Consider the following 25,245-nt stretch of genomic DNA (forward strand, 5'->3'; position numbering starts at 1 on the left):
TACCACTAGGCGCCATAAAAACTTTAATGACAATGGGCGCGGATTCTACGCGAAGAATCCTATGCAGGCAAGCCCTAATTAGCACAGATATTAAAAACAGCAGTTAATTACACACATCTGCAGCTTAAGTACTGTCTTAACAGTCAATTTTAGGTAAAATCCCGCAGCAGAACACAGCCAAACAAGCAATCCGGATAGCTTCTTATTCCGTCAAACTTAGAGTCTGATATGGATTTAACCGCAATTCGTCAGTTAGCCGACGCTGACATGCAAGCAGTCAATCAACTGATTTATAAACAACTTGAATCAGATGTTGCCTTAATTAATCAACTCGGTTTTTACATCATCAATGGTGGTGGAAAACGCATGCGCCCGCTGCTGTCGGTACTAGCTGCGCGTGCTGTTGATTACCAAGGTGATTTACACGTTAAGCTCGCCGCTATTGTCGAGTTCATTCATACCGCATCATTATTACATGACGATGTGGTGGATGAGTCGACCCTACGTCGCGGGCGGGAAACCGCTAATGCTCTGTTTGGTAATAGTGCCAGCGTATTAGTAGGCGACTTTCTTTATACTCGCGCATTTCAAATGATGACCGAACTTGAGTCAATGAAAGTACTACGGGTATTGGCAGACACCACCAATGTGTTAGCCGAAGGTGAAGTATTACAGTTAATGAACTGCAATGATCCCGATACCAAAGAAGAAACCTATATGCGGGTTATCTACTGTAAAACCGCCAAACTGTTTGAAGCAGCGACCCAACTTGCTGCGGTAGTGGCGGGTTGTGATAGTAAAGTAGAGCAAGCAATGGCCGATTATGGCAAATATCTTGGAACAGCATTCCAGCTAATCGATGATTTACTCGATTACACCGCCGATACCGAAGAACTCGGTAAGAACATCGGTGACGATTTAGCGGAAGGTAAGCCAACGCTACCGCTGATTTATGCGATCTCACATGGCGATGCAGCAGCACAGCAGATTATCCGCACCGCCATTGAGCAAGGTGATGGTACCGACCAGATCGATACCATCGTCGCAGCACTACACGATTGTGGCGCACTGGACTATACCTACCAGCGCGCTCTCGAAGAGTCAGAACGGGCGATTGCGGCGTTAGCACCAATCCCTGAAAGTGACTTCAAACAAGCACTGATTGCACTCGCAAAAATCTCGGTGTCTCGTACGCATTAATCACACGTGTTATGAGCATAAAAAATGCGGGGCTTCTGCCCCGCATTTTTTATGCTCATCTTAAGACCGCGCCGTCAAACTACTTAACGAAATCGACACCCAATTGAATGTCAGCTTTCAGCGTATCTAACATGCTATCGCGGGCTCGTGCTTCAAAGGCACTTAGTTCGCCGTAAGGCAGCACTTTCTCAATACCATTTTTACCTAACAGCACAGGCTGAGCAAAGAGTGATGCGTGTTCACTGCCACCATCCACATAGGCACATTCAACCACATTGCTTTCGCCATTCAGTGCGCGAACCAACGACAAACCAAAACGACATGCTGCTTGGCCCATAGACAAAGTTGCACTACCGCCACCAGCTTTCGCTTCGACAACTTCAGTACCTGCATTTTGAATACGTTTAGTCAGCGCTGCGACTTCTTCCTCGGTAAAGGAAACGCCATCAATTTGGGACAACAAAGGCAAAATCGTCACGCCGCTATGGCCACCAATCACGTTAACTTTAACATCGGCCACATTCTTACCTTTTAACTCGGCGACAAAAGTTTCTGAACGGATAACATCTAAGGTGGTCACCCCGAATAAACGATTTTTGTCATAAACACCGGCTTTTTTCAGCACTTCAGCCGCAATGGCTACGGTAGTGTTGACTGGATTGGTAATCACGCCAATAAGCGCTTTAGGACAGGTCGCAGCCACTTTCTCTATCAGGTTACGCACAATCCCTGCATTAATATTGAACAGATCAGAACGATCCATACCAGGCTTACGTGCCACCCCAGCTGAAATCAAAACTACATCAGCGTCTTCTAGTGCAGGAGTAGGATCTTCCCCAGCAAAACCCTTCACATCCACAGCTGTTGGGATATGGCTTAAATCAACCGCAACCCCTGGAGTCACTGGCGCAATATCGTATAGCGATAACTGAGAACCAGCAGGCAATTGAGTTTTTAGTAAAAGGGCAAGCGCCTGACCAATACCACCGGCAGCACCAAGAACAGCAACTTTCATATGTCTTACTCCGTCAATTATCGGACTTTTTTTGTGAGCCAGATCCAACTTTAGGCAGGAGAAAATTTAGGCTACGATCACAAAAATATCAATTATCCCTTAGTCACATGATTGACTCTATAAATTTAAAAGTTCAATAGTTACAAATCAGGATGTTTATAAAAGCTTACAGTGGCATAATGCATTTTTATTCACTGTTATTGCTTGGAAGTTGACTTATCTTTTGGCGATATGCAGTATTGGCGCGATTTAATGAATACCTGGAACGGATATAATGAAAACAGCAAAAAGCCAGGATGATCTGATTAAGACATTCAAAGCACTACTCAAAGAAGAGCGGTTCGGTTCTCAGGGTGAAATTGTTAGTGCACTTCAAACCGAAGGTTTCGGTAACGTAAACCAATCGAAAGTGTCACGTATGCTGAGCAAATTTGGCGCGGTACGGACACGTAATGCAAAGCAAGAGATGGTGTACTGCCTACCCGCTGAGTTAGGTGTGCCTACTGCTGGCAGTCCGCTCAAAAATTTAGTTTTAGACGTGGACCATAACCAAGCCATGATTGTGGTACGTACCAGTCCAGGTGCGGCGCAACTGATTGCTCGCTTGCTTGACTCTATCGGTAAACCCGAAGGCATTCTTGGTACTATCGCTGGGGACGACACCATTTTCATCTGCCCAGCGAATATCAAAAGTATCGATGACACACTTGAGACAGTGAAATCGCTATTCAATTACTCGGAATAACCCTATTCATCATCGATAAAAAACGCACTTTAAAGTGCGTTTTTTATTTAATCATCATACTGCATGAGAAAATCCAACGACGGTGCAAAAAAGGATGAACCACTCACCGCTTGCGTAAAATGCAGCATGTGATCATGATTACCGGCGCTATCACTGTGGATCATACTCATCAACATCTGCTCGAAATGCACTGGCGTTTTGCAGGTAGAAATGAACATCAAACCTTGTTGTTTTAACGAGCCATAGGGCATGCTTTGCCGCAGAATCTCCATAGACTCACCATGTTCATCTTTAAGATTAACCCGCTTGATGTGGCTGGTTAATGGCTTATCCTCAGAGGCATATTCAATATTATCCAGCTTGGTACGGCCGATAATATCTTCCTGTTTCTTCAACGGCACTCGCTGCCATTTTCTCAGATTATGGACATACTTCTGTACATGAATATAACTACCACTACGGAACGCATAATCTTCATCCCCTACGAGAGCGACCTCTTGGCGGTGACGACCTTTAGGGTTTTCCGTGCCATCAACAAAGCCGGTCAAATCGCGGCTGTCCATGTAGCGAAAACCTCGCTCTTCATCTTGCAATTCAGCGACATCTTCCAGCATATCGTAGACTTCATTGGCCACAAGATGGAGGATATCCAACCGATCACAACGCAGTTGTACAAACAGATCATATTCAATCGCAGGCGCATCGCGGTTCCCCTCTTCCATCGCAGGAAACGGTCGCAATAATGCCGGACGTTCATCGGCATAGAGCGTATCCCAGAAGTTAGCACCTATCGCAATAAAACCATTAAATGCACTGTCCGCATATTGATCAGCAAGATCATAGATATGCTGAGCAATACTGGCCAAACATGGCCGTAGCTGAGCTTCCGCCCCATCTACAGCATTAAACATTAAATAGACGCTGTGCAGATTTCCTTCGGCACATACTCCCAATTGTTCACGTGGCATATCGAGCATATCCATCAAGCTACCTTTTAATCTGAACTTAATTCGGCAACATTATCCGCTTCTTGAGCAAAAAGTTAATCGATGACAACAGATTAATTATAAATTTATAAACAAGTTAGCATAAATTAATCAGTAAAGCGGCGAGATTATTCTCCCGCGAAAACTTTAGAAGTAAGTCAGAGATTTCGCCTAATTATTTTTGCGCGCCAACCTTTCGCACAACGTTGATCTTGGGAGCATCTGGCAATTAGCTCAAAAGTTCAACTAGTAAGTGCAAAGGCTGTTAGCTATATCAACAGAAAATCGTCAATTGAGGCAATAAGGTGTCATCGCGTAACGGCTACGCTAACAAACTGAGCCGCTACGATTGACAGTAGGGTGAGTGGTTAACTATCCGTTTCGCTATTCAGCATCGGCACTATTGTCTTCACTTGGATCAGTATCATCAGGGGCTAGCATGCGCTCGAAAAATGCTTGTAAGCCGGACTGCACATGCTCGTATGTGTCATCGACACCAGCAGCAATATCGCCGTTAAGCACCTGTAATTTTTCTAGAATGTCTTTTGCTTCACCAAATCCTTTATCGATTGCTCCGCCAATCACACTCATAAAACCGTTGAGTTGGTCTTCAAATGCTAAGCCGCGATTCTGCTGCTGGTAAACAGAAAAGAATTGAGTGGCAAAATCGACGATCCGTCCAGCTGTCGCTTCAGGCGAATAGTCCACGCCATTAGTTGCATTATTTTGAATAGCGTTTTCGCCCATCGACGGCGCTAGCTCTTCATTAATCGCTTCGATCGCGGTTCGGTAAAGTAAAGCCAGTGGTTGATTACCTGAACTCAACGCCACATCTTCTTGCGCCGCAAGAATGGCAGTATTTTTTAACTGTTGACTCTGAGCATGAACGCTCTTACTGCTGGCAACATCTGAAACGGCCTTACCGTGGTTACCATCCACTGCCGCCGTCTTATCTTTCGCAACTTGTGAAACTTGATAGCCGTGATTTTGAATATCCATAATAAGCACCCAATGATTCTTACCGTCTTACTTATCGGCCATTTTTTAAACAACTTTAGCCATAAATCCAGTTTAGTAAATCTTCAAGGCATGGGTATGATGAACTGAGTATAGATTTTCTCCGCAAAACAGAAGGAAAGCGAATGGCAAATAGCAACTGGTTCATCTTGGGGTTAGAACTGTTTTCAAGCCTATTTTTAATCGCCATCGGTCTGGTATTTCTCCTACTGACCTATATGTACATAGCTGACCGTTGGCAGACCAAACAAGCGGTAAGACACAATTATCCTATCGTCGGTCGGTTCCGTTATTTTTTTGAAAAACAAGGTGAATTCTTTCGACAGTATTTCTTTGCAATGGATCGTGAAGAGCTGCCATTTAACCGTTCAGAGAGAAGCTGGGTCTACCGCGCGGCTAAAAACGTTGACCGTACAATCGCTTTTGGTTCCACTAGACCACTTGATGCCAACGGCAGCATTATTTTTCTCAATACCGCCTTTCCTACCGTTAATGAGGAGAGTGTTCCGCCATCTACCATCACCATTGGTGCCGATTGCCCGCAGCCATACAGCACAGACCGAATTTGCCATATCTCAGCAATGAGCTTTGGTGCTTTATCCCGCCCAGCCATTACCGCGTTATCGCATGGTGCCGCTATGGCCGGCTGTTGGCTGAACACGGGGGAAGGTGGACTTAGCCCTTATCACCTAAAAGGTAACTGCGATTTGGTATTTCAAATAGGTACCGCTAAATACGGAGTAAGAAACAGCAAAGGCCACCTCGACCACGCAAAACTCAAACAATTAGCAGCATATTCACAAGTAAAAATGTTTGAAATTAAGATGAGCCAAGGAGCGAAACCAGGCAAAGGAGGCATTCTTCCTGGGATCAAGGTCACTGAAGAGATCGCTCATATTCGTGGTATTCCTGTCGGTGAGGATTCGATCAGCCCCAACGGGCACACAGAGTTTCAGAATGTCAGCGATATCGTCGATATGATCAATACCGTGCGTAAAGTAACCGGCAAGCCAGTGGGCATAAAGTTCGTCCTCGGTGAGCAACAATGGCTGCAGTCGCTATTTGCAGAAATCAATCATCGCGGTGAAGCTTCAGCACCCGACTTTGTCACTATTGATGGCGCCGAAGGTGGCACTGGTGCAGCGCCACAACCGTTAATGGATTATGTGGGTTTACCACTCAAAGAAAGTTTACCGATCGTGGTTGCCATGCTTAAACAGAACGGCCTAAAACATCGAATTAAAGTTATAGCCTCAGGTAAGTTAATTACCCCATCACGCATCGCTTGGGCGTTAGCCTTAGGCGCAGATTTTATTGCATCAGCTAGGGGGAATATGTTCGCTCTCGGTTGTATTCAAGCGCTGCAATGCAACAAAGATACCTGCCCAACGGGCATCACTACCCACAATAAACGATTACAACAAGGTCTCGACCCACGGGACAAATCCGTTAGAGTGGCTAACTACCATCATGCACTACACCATGATTTGGGCATGCTGGCACACACTTGTGGTATACACGATCCGCGAGAGCTGTCACCACGGCATATACGCATTGTGACTGAAACAGGGTTTACCCAAGCTCTGGATGACAGCTATCGCCACTTAGAGCGCTAACAAAATCAGATCAGCGACCACATTGTGCGCAACCTCACAAAAATGGTACTATCCAAGGTTGAAATCACGTAACTAACTGTTCAAGGAACAAGGATGAAACCAACTTACGCGAGCCAGACGCCAAATGCAGAACGCGTCAAAGAGACATCCTTCAGCTGCAAAAGCTGCCATCGCTTGATTGAGATTGAGGGAGAATTGTTGTGTTATAGAGGTGGTAAAATCACTGAGTTAAGGCCTTTGAATGCGGCTGACAACTGCAAGCAATTGCTGTGTGATGGGTGGGAAAAAGAGCCACCTCAAGGCAAATAAATAAACCATCCGCGATTACTGCGGATGGTTTTCAAATTTCTTTTCTTTACCAAGTGATGCATACAGTGCTTCGTAGTTAATCCCGCCCAACTTCTTCTCAGATTTAATCGCTAGTGTTAAACCACGCGTTGTTACAATTAATCCAGCTCGAAGTTCCGTATGTAACTCATTTAACGCTAGAGCATCAACTCCGCGCTTTTCTAACGTAGCCGCCAAACTACGCCAGTCGGTAGTGACCTGATGTTGCGTTCCTTCTAGGCTCACCAACAAAGAGATGTTTTCCATGTCTATCCTCCTGATATTCACCATTGACCACGAATTTATACTAAAGAGCTGATGCTGAATCAGCACTGAATCTAACTCGCGATAACATTCTTTCAACAACAGGTTGTTTAGTGACACAGGGGTTGTACACCCCTAATCGAAAATAAAGTGCCATATTTTTTAAAAATTACACCCATTTTCTAGTTATCGCCGCGCAAATTCTTTGCTAATCTATCGCCGCAGATGAGACAAGGGACTGTTTGGAATGCATGAGGAACTTAAGATAAGTCTGTAATTATAAAAGCTAACAAGGTCCCGATATGCCGGATACACAAAGTAAATACCCACCACTCCCTCTAGTACAAACGTGGGTTTGGATGATGGTGGAATCTAACACCCCTGAGATCCGTGAGAAAGGTAAAAATAATCTGATCAGTTGTTTTGGCAGTCTAGCTAAAGCCAATGATTATGTTCACCAAAAGCTAGAAACAACAAAGGCACCTTAAGGGCGCCTTTGCTTCTTATCACGAACCGTTTTACTTAACGGCTTGCCGACGAGCCAATACCGCATCATTCATCATGGCGAGTAAAATTTCGGTATCTTCCCAACCAATACAGGCATCGGTAATACTCTGACCGTAACATAACGATTCACCTGGCTTCATATCTTGGCGGCCTTCAATGAGGTTGCTTTCCACCATAATACCAAAGATTGAAGTTTCGCCTTTCGCCATCTGCTGCTGAATATCTTCAGCAACCACTAATTGACGTTTGTAATCCTTATTTGAATTAGCGTGGCTAAAATCGATCATGATATTAGGACGCAGCCCAGCCTTTTTCAGTTTAGCGCAAGTCTCTTGAACATGAGTCTCACTGTAGTTAGGCGCCTTACCACCACGCAAAATAATGTGGCAATCCTGATTACCTTTAGTCGATACAATGGCGGAGTGACCAAACTTAGTCACCGACAGGAAGTAGTGTGACGCACTTGCAGCCCCAATCGCATCAATGGCTATTTTGACATTACCGTCGGTACCGTTTTTAAAACCTACCGGACAAGACAAGCCTGAGGCCAACTCGCGATGCACTTGCGACTCTGTGGTTCTGGCACCAATGGCGCCCCAACACATCAAATCCGCCAGATATTGCGGTGTGATCATATCGAGGAACTCACCTGCTGTAGGCACGCCTGCATCGTTCACTTCTAGCAATAAACGACGCGCTTTACGCAAGCCATCATTGATGTCGAAGCTTTTATCCATGTAGGGATCGTTGATTAGCCCTTTCCACCCGACAGTGGTACGTGGCTTCTCAAAATACACTCGCATCACCACTTCCAGCTGGTCTTGGTATTTCTCACGTAACACACTCAAACGGCGGCCATATTCCAATGCGGATTCTGGATCATGAATAGAGCACGGGCCAATAATCACTAACAAGCGATCATCAACACCTTTCAGAATATTGTGAATGCCCTTCCGTGAGTTAAACACAGTTTCTGATGCTGCAGCTGTGGCCGGAAATCGTTCCAGAATGGCTATCGGTGGTAATAACTCTTTAACTTCATTAATTCTTATATCATCATTCTGGTACAACATGTTTTGTGAGCCTCTGACATTCAACACAAACGAAAGCTAAAATTAGCCTTTCAAGCGATTCAGTGAATATATTGAATAAAATTTATTAAATCACAGTTCACACACGTAAATCCACCAATAAAAACCCCTTTTTGATTAAATAACCATAAGAGTTTTCGCAAAATCGCCTACCGTTTTATGATGAAATAATAAGCAAATTTTATACTAGAGATAAAAAAACAGGGCTTACGCCCTAATGCCGATCAGTTAAGCCAGATCGCTTGACGATCTCATTGAAAAGATCAAAATCCGATGACTACTCGTCATCGGATTTTTTTATGCAACTCACTACCGCGCTTGCACTGGCTAATGGCTACGTTCCCAACACTGAACAACTCGGCAAACTGAGTGATATCTTGTGCCCAGATTTCATCACGCAATGCCTTGAAACATCTGGTGTAGCGACCATTCGCAAACGTCGACTACCTCTGGAACAAGCTGTTTGGGCTGTCATTGCGATGGCAATGTATCGCCAAGAGCCTGTTTGGAGCATTGTCGGCAAAGCGCAATTGATGTTGCCCGGTAAGAAGCCGCTTGTTGCACCCAGCGCAGTTGTTCAGGCCAGGAAACGTTTAGGTGTTGATGCCGTTAAAGAAATTTTTTCGCAAAGCCAACGCGTCTGGAACCAAGATGCCCAGCATCCTAACTGGTGTGGCTTAACGTTATACTTGGGGTGGACGGTGTCATTTGGCGAACGCCCGATACTCCCGAAAACCAGCAAGCCTTTACCTACAGCAAAAACCAGCACGGTGATGTTGGCTATCCGCAAGTACGCATGGTTTGCCAAATGGAATTGACGAGTCACATGTTAGTTGCCAGCGCGTTTGACGATGCCAAAACCAATGAAATGAAGCTGGCAGAACAACTTATTGATACCACCCCCAACAATTCACTCACCCTGTTTGACCGAGGATTTTACTCACTGGGGCTGCTAAATCGTTGGCATCAAACGGGCGAATCCAGACACTGGTTAATGCCGATGAAGAAAGGCACACAGTTTGAAGTTATCACGAAACTCGGTCGACAAGATAAGCTCATTCGGCTGACGACTACAGCACCATCTCGTAAACAATTTAATGAGTTACCTGAATATATCGATGTCCGATTGCTGACAAAAACAGTGAAAGGGAAAGAGGTGAATATCCTCACATCAATGACAGATCCGTTGCGCTTTCCTAGTGCTGAAATCGTGGATTTATACAGTCACCGCTGGGAAATTGAATTGGGCTACCGCGAGATGAAACAGAGTTTGCTCAACAGCGAATTTACCTTGAGGAGCAAGAAACCTGAGATGGTGAAGCAAGAGCTCTGGGGCATCCTCTTGAGCTACAACATTATTCGCTATCAGATGGTGAAAATGGCGCAAAGCAAGCCGGGGTTATATGCAAATCAACTGAGTTTTACGACATGCGCTGTTGCGATAATCCATGTGATTTATGGCTTTTGGCTGGAAGCCGCCGGAACCATTCCTAAAAGGATTGATAGTTTAATCGCAGAAACCGAGCAACATGTACTACCAATACGAGGGGACTCAAGAGCTTATCCTCGGTGTGTCAGAGCGAAACCAAGGAAATATCCAGTCAAAAGAAAATGCCAGTCAGCTCTTAACTGACTGGCATTAGGGCTTACGCCCTGTTTTTCAACCTGCATGAGATATTACGCATTTTTAACGGTAACAAACTCAGGATAAGCATCTACGCCACAATCGTACGCGTCCACACCGTTATATTCTTCTTCTTCGGTGACACGAATACCCATAGTGACTTTCAAAATACCCCAAACGATTAATGAGGTACCAAACATCCAAGCAAAGATAGTTACTGCGCCTAACGCCTGTGCGCCAAAGGTCGCTTCAGCATTGGACACTGGCACCACCATCACACCAAACAGACCAGCAACACCGTGCACAGAGCATGCGCCTACTGGGTCGTCAATCTTCACGCGGTCAAAACCAACGATCGAGAACACGACTAAAGCACCCGCAATCAAACCGATGATACCCGCCATCACTAACGATGGGCTTGCTGGATCAGCAGTAATAGCAACCAGACCAGCCAATGCACCGTTCAGCACCATAGTTAAGTCTGCTTTACCCCACACCATCTTACAAACAATCAACGCTGATACCGCACCGAAAGCCGCCGCTGAGTTGGTATTGACAAACACTTTAGCGACAGCAGAAGCGTTTTCTGCATCAGCCACAGCCAACTGTGAACCACCGTTAAAACCGAACCAACCGAACCACAGAATGAACGTGCCCAGCGTTGCCAGTGGCAAGTTACAGCCTTGAATTGGGTTGACTTGACCATTAGGGCCATATTTACCTTTACGTGGACCGAGCAACAATACACCTGCCAATGCCGCTGAAGCGCCAGCCATATGCACGATGCCACTACCTGCGAAATCAGAGAAACCAGCAGCATTTAAGAAACCTTCTCCCCAAGTCCAATAACCTTCGATGGGGTACAATACCGCGGTCAATACTACCGCGAAGATCAGAAAGGCCCAAAGTTTCATACGTTCAGCTACCGCGCCAGATACCACTGACATAGCCGTGGCGACGAACACCACTTGGAAGAAGAAATCTGATTCCAACGCATGATTCGCGTCATCTGCTTGTGTACCAATTAACGCTCCGAACGATGGCAACCAACCACCTTCAACGTTATCTACGTACATGATGTTGTAACCTACCAGCAAGAATGTCACACAGGCGATAGCATACAACACAAAGTTTTTCGTCAGAATTTCAGTGGTGTTTTTAGCACGCACCAAACCCGCTTCTAACATTGCAAACCCAGCGGCCATCCACATGACTAACGCGCCAGACACTAAAAAATAGAAAGTATTCAGCGCAAAACTGAGCTCTGATACTGAAGTCCCCAACTTGGTTAACTCTTCCATTATTATTATCCCCTTTAAAGCGCTTCGGAGTCAGTTTCACCCGTACGGATACGAATGACTTGCTCCAGATCGGTTACGAAAATCTTGCCATCGCCAATTTTGCCGGTGTGGGCGGCATTGGTTATTGCTTCTAGTAAATGATCAAGATTCTCAGCCTTGGTTGCGATCTCCAGTTTAACTTTAGGGAGAAAATCAACCTGATATTCCGCACCACGGTAAAGTTCCGTATGGCCTTTTTGACGACCAAACCCCTTAACCTCAGTGACAGTCATGCCTTCAATCCCGATAGCCGCAATTGCCTCGCGGACATCATCAAGTTTAAATGGCTTGATGATTGCGCTGACTAGTTTCATCCAGACCTCCAATCGCCTTAATGAGTAATGTTTTGTTCTTTTGTAATTCAAGCATCAGGCCAAAATGTTAATTTTTTGTTTTACAACGAGTTACATTCAAGCCCCCCCAATTTGGCTCAACACATTTGCACCATTTGTGGTCACACACTTCGCAAATGCACCATAAGAGAGCGGCCATAAAGACGAATTTAACCGATTAAAAGGCACGCTAAATCGATCAAGTAATGGCGATGAAATAGTGGCAGGAAATCGGCCAAATCCCGACGGTGGATGCAGGATAAATCAATAGATTAGCAAGATAAGATAAACACTGATGTGTACCAACCAGCATACATAGTGGATGCTGACATCGGTTAACCGATCATTGCAGAGGATCACCATTTGAGATCATTTGCACATCGATGGTGCTCAATAAACCTGCAAATGCCAGAAGTAAAAAGCCCTCATGATATTGAGGGCTTTGGTTCAGCAATTAAATAATTGAATGCTTAATATGTTGCTTCGCGTTTTTTAGCGGCAGCGTCCCATTTAGGCAACACTTCCTGCTTGAATTGCTCTTTTTCAGCATTCAGCGTGTCCATATCTAAGCCAACGGCAGCTTGTGCTTTAGCCTTGGTAGAAATGTCTGGTATCGCTACTGGTTGCTTAACGCCTTTTTGGGCAAGAAGTTGTGCCAGTTTAATGCGAGCAGAGGCGGCTTTATCTACAGCGGTGCCAAGTACGCGCAGTGCTTCCGTTGGGTTATGTGCATAAACCCCATGAGAGGCGATTGAGTAATCCCAACGCCATTGGGCATGACGGATATCAGCAAGAATCGGCGCCATTTCGGCATCGGTCGCGCCAGCTTGCCATGCAGCACCAGCTTCAAAGTGTGCATGTACTAATTGCGTTTCAGCCGCAGCTTTCAACTCCAGTACCTTATCTTTGCCCTTCTCATATTGCTCAACCATAAACGCTTTACTTTGGGTATGGCAGCGAGCACAAGTATCTTCAAACCGATCAAATGGATTACCCACTTTATGGTCTGTGTACTTACGCCCTTGAGCATTAGTCACTTTAGGCATGTGGCAATCGACACAAGAGACATTGTTGGCACCATGCACCCCAGTTGACCATGTTTCATAGCCTGGGTGTTGTGCTTTCAACATCGGTGTTTTGGAGATCTTGTGCGTCCAATCAGCAAACTGAATGTTGTCGTAATATTTTTCCATGGCATCAACCGATGTGCCATCATCCCACGGGAACTTCACAAAGCCATTACGTGCTTCAGTCTTCTCAAAGTAATATTCTACGTGGCATTGCGAGCAAACTAATGACTGTTTTTCGTTACGCGATGCCTTATCAAACGGCTTGCCAATGGTTTCAAAGGCGCGCTCGGCGAACGGACGGCTGATGCGGAGTTTAGCAGTGCCTTTCTCATGGCAATCAGAACAGCCGATGGTGTTACTGATGTCTTCCCCACCTTTATACCATTTGCCAGTGAAATAACCGTCTTCACCTTGTTCTTCAATCACACGCGGTACATCAGGACTTTTACAGCTCCAACAGGCCATCGGCATTGGGCCTTCTCCCGGTGTATGAGGTGCACCAGTACGTAAAGTTGCGCGTACGTCGGTTAAGGCATACATATGGCCGCGAGGTGCACGATAGTCTTTGGCAAAGCCATACCCCGCCCACAGCACAACCAGATTAGGATCAGCGGCGAGCAAATCGGTGTTGTCTTTGCTTTCGTCGGTAGCATGCCAAGAGGCATACTGCGCTTTAAATTTGTCTTGATAAACCTCACTGCGAGGTTCAGTTTTATCGCTGGCGAAGGTGCTGGCAGCCATCACTGAGGTAGCCATGAGCAAGCTAGCCGCGATAGATTTTCTGCTGAAATTTTTCACCATTTCATCTCCGTGTTATGTTCGTTGTGGCGCTGCATTAGCGACGACTTCGCCACGAAATTAGTCCTTTGCTATGGTTGGAGATATACCTCTTAGGGAATATCCCAGCGTAAACTTGCGTGAGATCAAATTGCTCGCACGACCCAGCTCACATTTTTAACGAAATGTTAACTAACTTTAGTAAATGCTGATAAAACTTATGTTTCACACGTTTTACACTGCGCAGAAAAAGTATAGCCAACAACAAAAATTGGCTAATATTTTCATAAAGATGCGATATAACCTTACATAATAAAAGGTATTATTTTAATGCTAAAACGGAGTTTAACCGCCACCATACTCGGCATGATGATGTTACTGATTTTGTTATCAAGTGGGTTGGCCACATTCTCTATTGTCAACTTGTCATACAGCGTGGGAGATGCGCGCGCTATTAACGCATCAGGCTCGCTGCGTATGCAGAGCTATCGCTTACTGTTCTATGCCAACAGTGGCAGCGAGGCTACCAACGACAAAATCCAAGAATTTGAGCAAACGCTGCATTCCGATGCATTAACGCGTTCACTTGACTGGTCATCACCTCAGGTCCTAAAAGAGCAATACCAACTGGTGATAGACAAGTGGCAGCAAATGAAAGTTTATGCTGAGCAGGAAAACTCCCGCGCTTATGCCGCCTCAGTAAAAGACTTTGTCGATACCATAGATAAACTCGTGCTAGAGATGGAGCATCACGCCGCCTTTAAACTGCGACTACTGGTGATATTGCAAGTGGTAGGCTTGAGCATGATGCTGGTCATCGCCTTTTTTACCGTGCGTTTTATGCGTAGGAAGGTCGCCCAACCACTTGGCGAGATGATGCAATCGGCCAATATTATTGCCCAAGGCCGTTTTAATGTGACCATTCCCACCTCGGAATACAATGAATTAAGTGCCCTATCAGATGCACTGACCTACACAGTGAAACAGTTAGCGTCGATGTACGGCCACCTCGAATCACAAGTCAAAGAGAAAACACTGGCGCTTACCAAGGCCAATAACGAGCTGACCTTTCTCTATGACAAAGCGATTATGCTTAACTCTGGCCAGCTCAATCTCAAGCTGTTAAAGGAGTCGCTGATCCAACTCAAGGAATACCAACAGCTATGCTATCTGCGACTGATCATCCAACAAGATGGCGAAGAGATGGATGTGATCTCTGCCACGGATGATTGGCCAGAAGGTCAGAGCAGCACCTGTTTCCCCGTAACGTTTGAACAGCAACGCCTCGGCTATTTAGAAGTGATATGCGTTAACGGCGTTAATGAAGCGCTGTTTTTAAACTTTGCCCTAATGCTGGCTCGTTCCATCATCATCCATAACGCCACAGAAGAACGGCAACAGCTGGCACTGCTAGAGGAACGAGCCGTTATTGCGCGTGAACTGCATGACTCCCTGGGGCAACTGCTATCGTTTTTAAAGATACAGATAAGCCTGCTGCGTAAAGCGTTGGATGAACAAAGCTGCACCGAAAAGGTCGACCAGCAACTCACGGAACTCAATCAAGGCGTCAACCTAGCGTATTCCCAGCTGCGCGAACTGCTATCAACCTTCCGCCTTACAGTGAAAGAAGCCAATCTCCGCATTGCCCTCGAAGGCATGTTAGAGCTGCTGCGCTCGCAAACCGATGCGGAGATTAGCCTCAACTATCGATTGCCGTCTCATTTGCTGGCAGCGCACCAACATATCCATATTTTACAACTCACTAGAGAAGCCACACTCAATGCGATTAAGCACGCAAAAGCGCAGCATATCGATGTGTCTTGTGAAAAGAATGCTGCTAACATGGCGGTGATCCGCATCTGTGATGACGGCATTGGCCTTGAACATATTCAAGAACGCGAACAGCATTTTGGCATCGGCATCATGCACGAACGAGCCAACAGATTGTCAGGGAACGTGACCTTCTCTGCTAACCCCCAAGGTGGAGCCTGCGTAACTTTAGAGTTTCCACCACAACAGGAGTCAGACAATGGGTGATGTGTATTCAGTATTGGTGGTGGATGACCATCCGCTGCTGCGGCGAGGGATCTGTCAACTACTAGAATCAGATCAGCAATTTCGTCTATTTGGTGAAGCCGGCAGCGGCATTGAAGCCTTATCCGCCTTGGCAGAAGATGAGCCCGATATTGTGCTGCTCGATCTTAATATGAAAGGTATGTCCGGACTTGATACCCTGAATGCCCTGCGCCAAGAGGATGTCACGTGTAAAATCATTATCTTAACGGTGTCAGATGCCAAACAAGATGTGATTCGTCTGCTCAAAGCTGGCGCAGATGGTTACCTGTTGAAAGATACCGAGCCCGATTTGTTACTGACTCAGCTCAAACAAGCCATGTCCGGCAAGACGGTGATTAGCCCTGAAATTGCGCCGTATTTAGATGAATTGGCGAGTAGCGCCGATGAAACTGAATGGGTCGAAGAATTAACGCCAAGAGAGCTGCAAATTCTGCAAAATTTGGCGGAGGGATTAAGTAACCGCATGATTTCCGAGGTGCTGCACATTAGCGAAGGCACCGTAAAAGTGCATGTAAAAAATCTCCTGCGTAAAGCCAATGCCAAATCACGTACGGAGATGGCGGTTAGATACCTGAATCGTTAACCCATGATGCCGTCGCGTAACTCATAAAGCCCACGTGATTCACGTTGGGCTTCATTATTGGCGATTAGTGCTCGCCGATAAACTGCTGCCAGCTCTCCAACACCAACTGAAAATCCTCTAAGCCGCAAAAGGCTTCCGACTCAGCATTATACAGGGATAGGTCTTCTTCTAGCTCAGTATCGTTTTCAAAATCAAGCACATTGGCGTAAATGCGTACTTGCTCAGCGTCCATCTGTAAAGTGAGATCGCCGCCCACTAACTGCCACTCGTTTAATTTACCTTGCTGTAACGAAGCAATGGCCTGATTCACCTGTGCGCAACGCTCAACATCGTTGCCTAACTCTTCAGAAAACCACTGCCCCATTACCTGATGTTCCATACTGAAACTGGCACCTGGCATGCCACTCAGCATATCGCGTCTAAATTCATATTCCATGGAGATTCTCTGGTTTGGTACGGTTATTTCTAGTTTAATCTAGCCCGCTGCAGATTGCCTCAGGAATCATTCTCCGCTTCTCAATATGGCTATATTAGGTTAGCGTGACCCTAGTTTATTGAGGAGATAACCTTATGCCAGATGGATTAGTTAATGCGGTGCAACTCAGCGGAGATGGTGCCCCTCTGCAGTTATCCAAACAACAAGCGCTCGATTTCACACCAGAGCAGGGATTAGTTTGGCTGCACTTCAACTACAAACATCCAGCAACCGAACGTTGGCTCACCGATGAAAGTGGGCTGACCATGCTCGAAACCGATGCCTTGTTAGCACAAGATACCCGCCCACGTATTTTACGCTCAGGTGATGGCGTGCTTTTGGCATTGCGCGGCATCAACTTAAACCCCGGTGCTGACCCTGAAGACATGGTGTCGTTACGGCTTTATGTGGCTAAAAACCGCATCATCACCACCAGCAGCCGCGATCTGCTGTCGGTCAAAGGTCTCGCGCAAGATATCCTTGACGGCAACGGCCCAGATAACAGCGGTGGTTTTTTACTGAGTATTTGCGAACGCTTAACTGACCGCAATGTCACCTTCATTGACCAATTAGAGGAACGACTCGACGAACTCGAGGATAAACTACTGGAGGGAGATCGCCGCGACTTGCGCACAGAGATTGCCGAGTTACGCCGACAAACCGTCGTGGTGCGACGCTATCTAGCGCCACAGCGCGATGCATTTAGTAAATTATTGAATGACTCCGCCAGTATTTACGATGACCACCAACGACTAGCATTTAACGAAGTGAACGATACCTTAGTCCGTGGTATTGAAGACCTCGACTCAGTACGCGAACGCGCAACCGTAGCGCAAGAAGAACTGCAAAACCATCAATCGGAAGCGGTTAACCAGCGGCTATATTTCTTATCATTAATCAGTGCAGTATTTCTACCGCTAGGCTTTTTAACTGGCCTGCTGGGGGTCAATATTGCGGGGATCCCCGGAGCTGAAACCCCATGGGCCTTTACTGCATTTTGCACTGGCCTAGCACTGATTGTGGCGGTGCAGCTGTGGTTTTTCTATCGCCATCGCTGGTTATAACTTTTCGGTTTGCGCCCATGATAATTGCGCAATCTCAATCAGGCTTTTGTGCGGCAAGCCCAGCATACTGGCAGTCGCTATTACAGCATTGAGACGATAACAACCATTGTGATAAGCCAGCGCATCTACATGGAGAACCCACTCATGGCAGCACCCTATCAACGTATTGTGCGGGTATGTGAGTACATTCAACAGCATCTGGACGTCCCCCTAACACCAGAACAATTAGCCGATATTGCCGCCTGCTCACGGTTTCATTTCCATCGGCTATTTGTAGCACATGTGGGGATGAGCACGACCCGCTATCTACAGTTGGCCAAGTTGAAGCGCGCCTCATATCAATTGGCGTTTGAGCCGTTAAAAATCATTGATATTGCCTTAGCTGCTGGCTTTGCCAGTCCGGAAGCGTTTGCCCGTAGCTTTAAGAAAACAGTGGGACAAACACCAACGGCGTTTCGACAGCAACCCAATTGGCCTCAATCACAACAGCTGTTTCAATTGCCCCATATCATGGCCGGAGCCGAACTTATGCACGTAAACATTATTGAAAAGCCAACACAGAAAATCGCTTATCTTAGTCACCTCGGTGCACCACAGCGGGTGTTAGAAACTGCCGGAAAATTTATTGCGTGGCGAAAACAAACTGGGCTTTCTCCTATCAACAGCAGCGATACTTTTGGTATTCCCTACGCCGATCCAACTACCGTATCGCCGGAAGATTTTCGCTTTGATGTGGCAGGAACCATCAATAGCGATGTGCCCGCCAACGATTTTGGCGTGCAAAATGGCGAGATTCCCGGCGGTCGTTTTGCGGTCTTACGCCATAGCGGTAGCCACGATAATTTAAGTGATAGCGTCTATCAGCTTTATCGTGATTGGTTGCCGCAAAGTGACGAGGAACCACGAGACTTCCCATGCTTTTTTCATTGGCTGAACTTCATTCATCAAGTGGATGAATGCGATTTGCAGACCGATATATATCTGCCGCTAAAATAGTTAACACGCCAAAGATTAGCCACTGACCAAGGCGCCATGCACCTTACTCACGCTGATACTGGCAATAGTGCCGGCGCTGAAACTAATGGCATCGCTTTCCATACCATCAGAAAAAATCACCCCGCTATCGGGCATGCGTGAGGTCAATTTAAGCGCCTTGCCCTGCTCGATGCGACCAAACACTTGCTTGCACGACGTACTACGTGACGGAAACGGCTCACGCACAGAGTAATACAAATAAGGCGCTTCCCACGGAAAACCGTTGGCGATTTTCGCTTGAACTGGCTTACCCGCGACGCCACTGGCACCAGCAATGATACTGCGAAACCAACCGGTAGAACCCAGCCCGGTCGATACAATAATGCCGCTGGAGCTTTGCTCCTCTGCTTGCTGCTGATAGTTCAGTAGATAACGCGCAGAGCTGTGAGTACGCGGGCCAATAAACAGGTCATTTACCGCCAGCAGCGATTCGCCCAAGTTGGTATCCACCTGCGCCAATGTCACTGAGCGCGTCTTGACCTCAGCGGCCAACACATGGTTCAGGATCTCCTGCAACTCATTGGCGTTAAACGGCAGCAATTTGCCATCAAATAGATCAGGCAGCGGGTTAATCCCAATCACCGGCTGACCACGCAGGTATTTCAGAGTATTCGCCACTAAGCCGTCCTGCCCCAACACGCAGATAATATCCTGCGCATCAAAGCGATAGGTCGGTAACACACCGCGCTCCAACTGCTGCAACTTGCCAACACTGCCGAGCAGTTGCACCACTTGGCGGCGGCATGCCTCAAAGCGATTATGCTCATCCTCATATTGGGCGAATGACTCGCCCAAATGTTCCAGATAAAACTTAGCTTGCCCTAAGGTGCCGTAGCGCTCTTTCAACTCCTGCAAGCGGGTTTTGCGCGTCACTAATACGAGCTTTCTATCGGTCAGCATAAGTGCCTCCTTAGCGCACTAATGATTGCAGCAACTCGGGGGAAATATTTAAGTTGCCCACGCGGTTATCACCTTTGGTTAGATTTTCCAGCGCTTGCGCGATCAGCGTTTCTGGCTTCATACCGCTCATGCTCATCACTTTCAGGCGCTCAATATCGATGGCATCGTAGGCTTTCAGCTGGCTGCTGATGTCATAAGCTTTGGCATCACTGCGTGCGCGCGTGTTCACTGCTTCCAGTTCAACCAATTCATTACGGCGACGTTCGGCTTCTGTTTTAGCCGTTAACGCTTCTTCATCCATGGCGAACTTCTTACGCATTTTTTCCTGCTCGGCTTGGAGCTTTTGTTGTTCCAGTTCTTGCTGTTGCTTATTGATGGCCTTTTCGGTTTCCAGCTCGCGCTCTTGCACCTGTTTTTCCTGGTCGATACTCGCAAGACGGCGGGTATAAATGGCAGAGTCAGCATCTTTCAGCAGTTGCTCACGCACATCAGCTTCCAGTGCTTTGGCCGTTTCAGGATTGGGCACAATCGAGGTCAACGACACTTCGGTAATATCAATCCCCAGATTTTTTAGTGAGTGCCGCTCTGGCAGATTCTGTTGCAACAACTCGGTGAGTGAGCGGCTCGCCCGCAGCGCTTGTTGCAAACTCATGGTTTCAATCTGGTTGCGGATCACCACCTGTACACTGCGCAGCACACGCTCTTCCAGTTTGTCAGGGTCTTCACTGACATAACGCCCAGCAACATCCAACGTAAAGTTCACCATAGTGGCAGCTTGCTGGGGTTCGGCGATTCGAAAGGTGACTTGCCCTTGTAACGTAATTTCTTGGAAATCCTGCGTTTTCATACGAAAAGCAAAAGGTACTTCACAACTGCTCAGCGGAACCGCGACCAGTGATGATGATGGTGCGTAGTAGTAGAAGCTGGTACCTGCTCCCTGCTTAGTGACTTTGCCGTTTTTAAACAGCATGACAAAAGTTGATGGATCGGCTTTATAGAATTTGATACCTAACATGATGTGACTCCTTATTAAATGTCCCTTTGACATGTTTAATATATGTCCCTATGACATTTATTGTAAAGCACTATTTTGAAGAGTTTTAAGGCAAAGCTTGTAAGCAGTTGAAATTTGATTGAAAATAAATGTCATTAAGACACTTAAAAATGAGTTCAGCGTTATGGAGCAATATCAAAATCCACTATTTACCATCGACAACGTGCTGTTTACCGTTGCCCAAGGTGAACTCAAGGTGTTGTTAGTCAAGCGCGCCATTGAACCGTTTATTGAGCAATGGTCACTGCCTGGCGGATTTGTTGACCCACAGTTGGATGCCAATGTAGAAGCTTGCGCGCGGCGCAAATTACAGGAAAAAACCGGTGTAGCGCCGAGCTATTTAGAGCAGTTGAAAGTGTTTTCTGGGCATAAACGCGATCCGCGCGGCTTTGCGGTCACCCTCGCCTTTTATGCTTTGATGGGGGAGCAAGCTGCACAAAGCCATATCGACACAGTGCATGACGCAAAATGGCTACCGGTGCATCAGCTAATGAACTATCAATTAGCCTTTGATCATCAAGCCATTATTGCTGAAGCGGTGGCACGCCTGAAACAAAAGGCGTTGTATTCATTAGTACCGGTGTATTGCCTGCCCGAACAGTTTACCGTGACCGAATTGATGACAGTCATTGAGGCGATTATCGAACGCCCCATCCAGCGCAAAAGCTTAATGCGTCGAATTGAAGCGTCCGATATGTTTGTGGCGGTGGATGAAAAAGTTAGCACTGGCAAGCGGCCAGCACAGCTGTACCAACTAAAACCCGACGCCGACATCTATCTGTTTGAACGGAATTTAGGCGACTAGCCCACATTAAACTGCCGACGTGATCAGCTGCCGAAATATGCCGTTTAGCTCACTGACATCCACCCGATTGTCCTCCGCTAGCGGCGTAAAGTTCTCGTAGTATGCTAACTCGGCTTCAATAAACTGATTGAGCACTTGCACTTGCGGCCCGGTTTGCAGCTCATCGCTGCCCATTTTTACCGCTAATAATTTCTCAACCTCCTGCTTTACCTCAACCTCAGTCAGCATGGTTAGCAACTTGGCAAACTCAATCGGCGCCACGCTACGATGGCTCAGCAGCCAACGCACAGCGAGCAATGGCCGCAGCACATAAAAGTACTTTTTCAATCGCACTTCACTGCCTTTGAGATAACCGCGATAGTTGGTCTTGGCCATATTGAGGTAGTGAAATATCCCTTTATTAAGCGAGTAGCCGCATGTAAGTAATGGTTGCAAGCTTGCAGCAAACTGACCGTCATCGCCATACACTAGCGGTGACTGCAGCCACTCAACGATGGCAGGATTGGATTTGCGAAACAGTTGCAACGCTTTGCGCACATCCCAACCGTTGATATCGATTTCATCCACTATCGGATACTCGATGACATCGCGTTTATCAGCTAAATCGACACTCAAATACCACTCCGGCTTATGGGCGTAGACGAAACGCACATCATAATCGCTGTTGGGAGAGGCAAAGCCCCAAGCACGGCTACCGGATTCAACGGCATAGAGCACTTTGACATCATGTTCGCGCTCCGCTGCCGCAATGCGCTGCCATATCTCCTGCCTTATCGGTGCTGCAATCGCCTGAGTCAACGCCGTTGAATTAACCTGTTCCATTTATTACCACTCCTTAAGGCACGGCATGCAACACTCCGAGCCTGCACTACATTGGTTTGTTTGAGCTTGTCGCGGTACGACGAGCCGTTAACGGCTCGCGCTTACGAGGCGCAGGGGCTTGATCACCTTGCAGCCACTATTCCACTTAGCTAATACCTGAATCATTAATGCTGGCGGGATGCAACTCAATGGTTGAACAACATTGATGAGCAGCCACCTTAGCTATCAGTATCCAGCATGATCTGCCAGCGCTCGGCTTCCAGTTCTGTGACCATAAACCGTTGCCCTAACATCTGCTCAATCACGGCGATATTGGTTTGCGTGTGTAGACTCGGCGCGACAGTGGTAAAGCCACCTGCGCCAGCTAATGCGATGGGCAGCAACAGTTGATCGGCAAGATAGTCATCCACGGCCACATTGGCTTTTAGCAACGCTTGTAGCCGCTCGGCAGTGCGAAACGCCAATGTTTCTGCACGTAAACGCTGCTCTCCCATCTGCTCAACCATCAGTTGATAACCATCAGCTATCACTGACAAGTGCAAACTGTTGCCAGGGCTCGCAGCGTGTACACGTTGCACGTTCGCCGCCACCGCTGGCCAGTTTAGCTGCTGACGTACACTGGTGATTTCACGTTCAACAATCGACTCAGGCAAATCCGCCAGTACCACGTTAATGGCACAATTTGCCTGCTGCGCTGCTCGCGCGGCCAACCCTTCCAGCAGCGTCAGCGGTTGCAGCTGCGCGGTGGGTTGTATGGTTAACTGCCAACGGCCACCACCGGCGGGATAAAAACCCAATTGATCGATGTTAACTGCCGTCGAAATTCCCATACGTTGCATCAGCGGCAAGAAACTCTGTGTCAAAAAGGTCAACGAGGGCGATAAGCCGTTATGAGTTCCGCCCGCGAAACTCACGCACGATTCGCCATTTGCCAGCGCTAAGGGCAGCAAAATGGTTTGGCAAACTAGCACGGTGCTGCCTGCCGAACCGATGGCAAATTGGTAGTCGCCCGCTTGCACTTTTCCCGGTGTAAAACGGATGCGCTGTGAACCAAGCTCTACGCCCTCACAATGACCGTTACTGATCGCTTGCGCTGCGCGAACACAAGCTAGGTGTTGCCGTAACAAGCCCGGCTTGTTACGTCCCGCGCGAATATTTACCACTTCCAATGGTTTGCCAGTTAGCAGTGCTATCGTGAGTGCGGAACGCAGCACCTGACCGCCGCCTTCTCCTTGGGCGCCATCTATCGTTATCATGTTTCGCTTCATCCTTTAACACACACCACCTGTTTTAAGGTATGTACCACTTCGACGAGATCATTTTGTGCCAGCATCACGGCTTCAATATCTTTGTAAGCGTGCGGGATCTCATCGATCACAGCCGCATCTTTACGACATTCCACCCCTTGAGTTGCGGCAACTTGGTCTTTCACCGAGTAAACTTTTTTGGCTTGAGTGCGTGACATCACACGTCCGGCGCCGTGACTACAACTGTTAAAACTTTCAGGGTTACCCAAACCGCGCACAATAAATGATTTGGCGCCCATGCTACCGGGAATAATCCCTAACTCGCCTTTTTGTGCACGTACCGCGCCTTTACGCGTGACGTAGCAGTCCTTACCAAAATGATGCTCACGTGACACATAATTGTGGTGGCAGTTTACCGCGATATCATGCGTCTCAAATGGTATCGGCAACTGCTTACGCAGCGCGACAATGGCATTATTCATCATGATTTCACGGTTTTTCGCGGCGTAGTCTTGCGCCCACTCCACCGCTTCAACATAGTCGCCGAAGTAGTCGCTACCCTCTTCCAAGTACGCTAAGTTCATATCGGGCAACAACCGTTGATGGCGTTCCATCTCTTTACGCGCCAACTCGATAAAGTAACTACCGATACGGTTGCCGACACCGCGACTGCCTGAATGCAACATCAGCCACACTTGATCGAACTCATCTAAACACAGCTCTAAAAAATGGTTACCTGTGCCCATAGTGCCGAGGTGATTAACATGGTTACTCTTGGCAATCGCGGGATGTTTAGCGCAAATTGCCTCAAAGCGGCTGGATAATTTTTGCCATTCGCTTGCGACCACATCAGGAATATTACCCCATGCGCCACGGTCAGTTTTGCCTCGGCCAATGGTACGTCCATGCGGCACCGCGGCCTCAAAGGCATAACGAATCGCCGTCAAGTTATCTGGCAGTTGCGCCGCTTTAAGCGTGGTACGTACCGCTACCATGCCACAGCCAATATCAACGCCAACAGCGGCGGGGATCACCGCTTTAACTGACGGGATCACACTGCCAATCGTCGCCCCCTTGCCTAAATGCACATCTGGCATCACCGCAATATGGCTATGGACAATGTTAAGCGCTGCAACATTGTTGAGTTGTTGCAAGGCTTTGTCTTCAAACGGCACGCCTTTGGTCCATGCTTTAATGGGCGTTTGATTAGCTGCTGTTATGGTGTTGTAGTGATGTTCACACATAATCTTTCCTGTTAAGGCGCCGCCAATGC

General features: G+C 47.2%; 23 protein-coding genes and 1 pseudogene. 10 read left to right on the forward strand and 14 right to left on the reverse strand.

All coding sequences use genetic code 11. The annotated features are described in order from the left end of the window. The first annotated feature begins 228 nt into the window (after positions 1 to 228). Positions 229 to 1,200 carry an octaprenyl diphosphate synthase gene (gene ispB, locus ACN0TT_RS02075; protein ID WP_417760474.1) on the forward strand — a complete coding sequence of 324 codons (972 nt, stop codon included), beginning with the start codon at positions 229 to 231 and terminating at the stop codon, positions 1,198 to 1,200. A gap of 79 nt (positions 1,201 to 1,279) precedes the next feature. On the opposite strand, the gene mdh is transcribed toward ispB, so the two are convergent. Continuing rightward, complete coding sequence (gene mdh / locus ACN0TT_RS02080) at positions 1,280 to 2,215, reverse strand: malate dehydrogenase (RefSeq protein ID WP_417760475.1); 936 nt, start codon at positions 2,213 to 2,215, stop codon at positions 1,280 to 1,282. A gap of 274 nt (positions 2,216 to 2,489) precedes the next feature. Here mdh and argR point away from each other — a divergent pair, with 274 nt between their 5' ends. Continuing rightward, positions 2,490 to 2,960 (forward strand): transcriptional regulator ArgR, encoded by a 471-nt coding sequence (argR, locus tag ACN0TT_RS02085; RefSeq protein ID WP_417760476.1) that lies wholly within the window; start codon positions 2,490 to 2,492, stop codon positions 2,958 to 2,960. 47 nt (positions 2,961 to 3,007) lie between these two features. Here argR and ACN0TT_RS02090 read toward each other — a convergent pair whose 3' ends face one another. Further along, positions 3,008 to 3,943: a Dyp-type peroxidase gene (locus tag ACN0TT_RS02090; protein ID WP_417760477.1), complete on the reverse strand. Its 936-nt coding sequence runs from the start codon at positions 3,941 to 3,943 to the stop codon at positions 3,008 to 3,010. A gap of 387 nt (positions 3,944 to 4,330) precedes the next feature. After that, complete coding sequence (locus ACN0TT_RS02095; RefSeq protein ID WP_417760478.1) at positions 4,331 to 4,945, reverse strand: DUF5610 domain-containing protein; 615 nt, start codon at positions 4,943 to 4,945, stop codon at positions 4,331 to 4,333. A 143-nt stretch (positions 4,946 to 5,088) separates the two neighbouring features. Between ACN0TT_RS02095 and ACN0TT_RS02100 the strand changes: the two genes are divergently transcribed. Further along, positions 5,089 to 6,579, forward strand: a complete 1,491-nt coding sequence (locus ACN0TT_RS02100; RefSeq protein ID WP_417760479.1) for an FMN-binding glutamate synthase family protein — start codon at positions 5,089 to 5,091, stop codon at positions 6,577 to 6,579. 324 nt (positions 6,580 to 6,903) lie between these two features. On the opposite strand, the gene ACN0TT_RS02105 is transcribed toward ACN0TT_RS02100, so the two are convergent. Further along, positions 6,904 to 7,173: a hypothetical protein gene (locus ACN0TT_RS02105; protein ID WP_417760480.1), complete on the reverse strand. Its 270-nt coding sequence runs from the start codon at positions 7,171 to 7,173 to the stop codon at positions 6,904 to 6,906. 299 nt (positions 7,174 to 7,472) lie between these two features. On the opposite strand from ACN0TT_RS02105, the gene ACN0TT_RS02110 reads away from it, so the two are divergent. After that, the gene (locus tag ACN0TT_RS02110) at positions 7,473 to 7,658 is read left to right on the forward strand and encodes a hypothetical protein (RefSeq protein ID WP_417760481.1); all 186 of its coding nucleotides are present in this window, start codon (positions 7,473 to 7,475) and stop codon (positions 7,656 to 7,658) included. A gap of 30 nt (positions 7,659 to 7,688) precedes the next feature. Here the strand turns inward: ACN0TT_RS02110 and aroG are convergent, their stop codons facing one another. Continuing rightward, positions 7,689 to 8,750, reverse strand: coding sequence for a 3-deoxy-7-phosphoheptulonate synthase AroG (gene aroG / locus ACN0TT_RS02115; protein ID WP_417760482.1), 1,062 nt, complete (start codon positions 8,748 to 8,750; stop codon positions 7,689 to 7,691). 317 nt (positions 8,751 to 9,067) lie between these two features. Here aroG and ACN0TT_RS02120 point away from each other — a divergent pair. Beyond that, positions 9,068 to 10,401, forward strand: a pseudogene (locus ACN0TT_RS02120) (IS4 family transposase). Positions 10,402 to 10,445: 44 nt separating this feature from the next. On the opposite strand, the gene ACN0TT_RS02125 reads toward ACN0TT_RS02120, so the two are convergent. The 3 genes from ACN0TT_RS02125 to nrfA form a co-directional block, all read right to left on the reverse strand. Further along, the gene (locus ACN0TT_RS02125) at positions 10,446 to 11,693 is read right to left on the reverse strand and encodes an ammonium transporter (RefSeq protein ID WP_417760483.1); all 1,248 of its coding nucleotides are present in this window, start codon (positions 11,691 to 11,693) and stop codon (positions 10,446 to 10,448) included. 14 nt (positions 11,694 to 11,707) lie between these two features. Further along, a complete protein-coding gene (gene glnK, locus ACN0TT_RS02130) occupies positions 11,708 to 12,046 on the reverse strand; it encodes a P-II family nitrogen regulator (RefSeq protein WP_037439174.1) in 339 nt (112 codons plus the stop codon). 488 nt (positions 12,047 to 12,534) lie between these two features. Then, positions 12,535 to 13,935 (reverse strand): ammonia-forming nitrite reductase cytochrome c552 subunit, encoded by a 1,401-nt coding sequence (nrfA, locus tag ACN0TT_RS02135; RefSeq protein WP_417760484.1) that lies wholly within the window; start codon positions 13,933 to 13,935, stop codon positions 12,535 to 12,537. A 306-nt stretch (positions 13,936 to 14,241) separates the two neighbouring features. Between nrfA and narQ the strand changes: the two genes are divergently transcribed. Together narQ and ACN0TT_RS02145 are read left to right on the forward strand one after the other, a co-directional pair. Further along, positions 14,242 to 15,948 carry a nitrate/nitrite two-component system sensor histidine kinase NarQ gene (narQ, locus tag ACN0TT_RS02140; protein ID WP_417760485.1) on the forward strand — a complete coding sequence of 569 codons (1,707 nt, stop codon included), beginning with the start codon at positions 14,242 to 14,244 and terminating at the stop codon, positions 15,946 to 15,948. Then, positions 15,941 to 16,570: a response regulator gene (locus ACN0TT_RS02145; protein WP_417760486.1), complete on the forward strand. Its 630-nt coding sequence runs from the start codon at positions 15,941 to 15,943 to the stop codon at positions 16,568 to 16,570. The genes narQ and ACN0TT_RS02145 overlap by 8 nt, the downstream gene beginning before the upstream one ends. A 64-nt stretch (positions 16,571 to 16,634) precedes the next feature. Here ACN0TT_RS02145 and ACN0TT_RS02150 read toward each other — a convergent pair whose 3' ends face one another. Continuing rightward, complete coding sequence (locus tag ACN0TT_RS02150; RefSeq protein WP_417760487.1) at positions 16,635 to 17,006, reverse strand: YacL family protein; 372 nt, start codon at positions 17,004 to 17,006, stop codon at positions 16,635 to 16,637. Positions 17,007 to 17,140: 134 nt separating this feature from the next. On the opposite strand from ACN0TT_RS02150, the gene zntB reads away from it, so the two are divergent. Together zntB and ACN0TT_RS02160 are read left to right on the forward strand one after the other, a co-directional pair. Continuing rightward, complete coding sequence (zntB, locus tag ACN0TT_RS02155) at positions 17,141 to 18,109, forward strand: zinc transporter ZntB (RefSeq protein ID WP_417760488.1); 969 nt, start codon at positions 17,141 to 17,143, stop codon at positions 18,107 to 18,109. A gap of 144 nt (positions 18,110 to 18,253) precedes the next feature. After that, complete coding sequence (locus ACN0TT_RS02160) at positions 18,254 to 19,105, forward strand: AraC family transcriptional regulator (protein WP_417760489.1); 852 nt, start codon at positions 18,254 to 18,256, stop codon at positions 19,103 to 19,105. 15 nt (positions 19,106 to 19,120) lie between these two features. Here ACN0TT_RS02160 and ACN0TT_RS02165 read toward each other — a convergent pair whose 3' ends face one another. Together ACN0TT_RS02165 and ACN0TT_RS02170 are read right to left on the reverse strand one after the other, a co-directional pair. Beyond that, positions 19,121 to 20,044, reverse strand: coding sequence for a hypothetical protein (locus ACN0TT_RS02165; RefSeq protein ID WP_417760490.1), 924 nt, complete (start codon positions 20,042 to 20,044; stop codon positions 19,121 to 19,123). Positions 20,045 to 20,054: 10 nt separating this feature from the next. Further along, positions 20,055 to 21,059, reverse strand: coding sequence for an SPFH domain-containing protein (locus tag ACN0TT_RS02170; protein ID WP_417760491.1), 1,005 nt, complete (start codon positions 21,057 to 21,059; stop codon positions 20,055 to 20,057). 163 nt (positions 21,060 to 21,222) lie between these two features. Between ACN0TT_RS02170 and ACN0TT_RS02175 the strand changes: the two genes are divergently transcribed. After that, complete coding sequence (locus ACN0TT_RS02175) at positions 21,223 to 21,903, forward strand: NUDIX hydrolase (protein ID WP_417760492.1); 681 nt, start codon at positions 21,223 to 21,225, stop codon at positions 21,901 to 21,903. 6 nt (positions 21,904 to 21,909) lie between these two features. Here ACN0TT_RS02175 and ACN0TT_RS02180 read toward each other — a convergent pair whose 3' ends face one another. The 3 genes from ACN0TT_RS02180 to ACN0TT_RS02190 all read right to left on the reverse strand — a co-directional run bounded on the left by ACN0TT_RS02180 (position 21,910) and on the right by ACN0TT_RS02190 (position 25,216). Then, positions 21,910 to 22,725 carry a nucleotidyltransferase domain-containing protein gene (locus ACN0TT_RS02180; protein ID WP_417760493.1) on the reverse strand — a complete coding sequence of 272 codons (816 nt, stop codon included), beginning with the start codon at positions 22,723 to 22,725 and terminating at the stop codon, positions 21,910 to 21,912. Between the two features lie 218 nt (positions 22,726 to 22,943). After that, positions 22,944 to 23,981: an RNA 3'-terminal phosphate cyclase gene (rtcA, locus tag ACN0TT_RS02185; RefSeq protein ID WP_417760494.1), complete on the reverse strand. Its 1,038-nt coding sequence runs from the start codon at positions 23,979 to 23,981 to the stop codon at positions 22,944 to 22,946. An 8-nt stretch (positions 23,982 to 23,989) separates the two neighbouring features. Then, positions 23,990 to 25,216 carry an RtcB family protein gene (locus ACN0TT_RS02190; RefSeq protein WP_417760495.1) on the reverse strand — a complete coding sequence of 409 codons (1,227 nt, stop codon included), beginning with the start codon at positions 25,214 to 25,216 and terminating at the stop codon, positions 23,990 to 23,992. Positions 25,217 to 25,245 lie beyond the last annotated feature (29 nt).

Origin of the sequence: Shewanella sp., from assembly GCF_048265805.1 — a bacterium.
Lineage (GTDB): Bacteria > Pseudomonadota > Gammaproteobacteria > Enterobacterales > Shewanellaceae > Shewanella.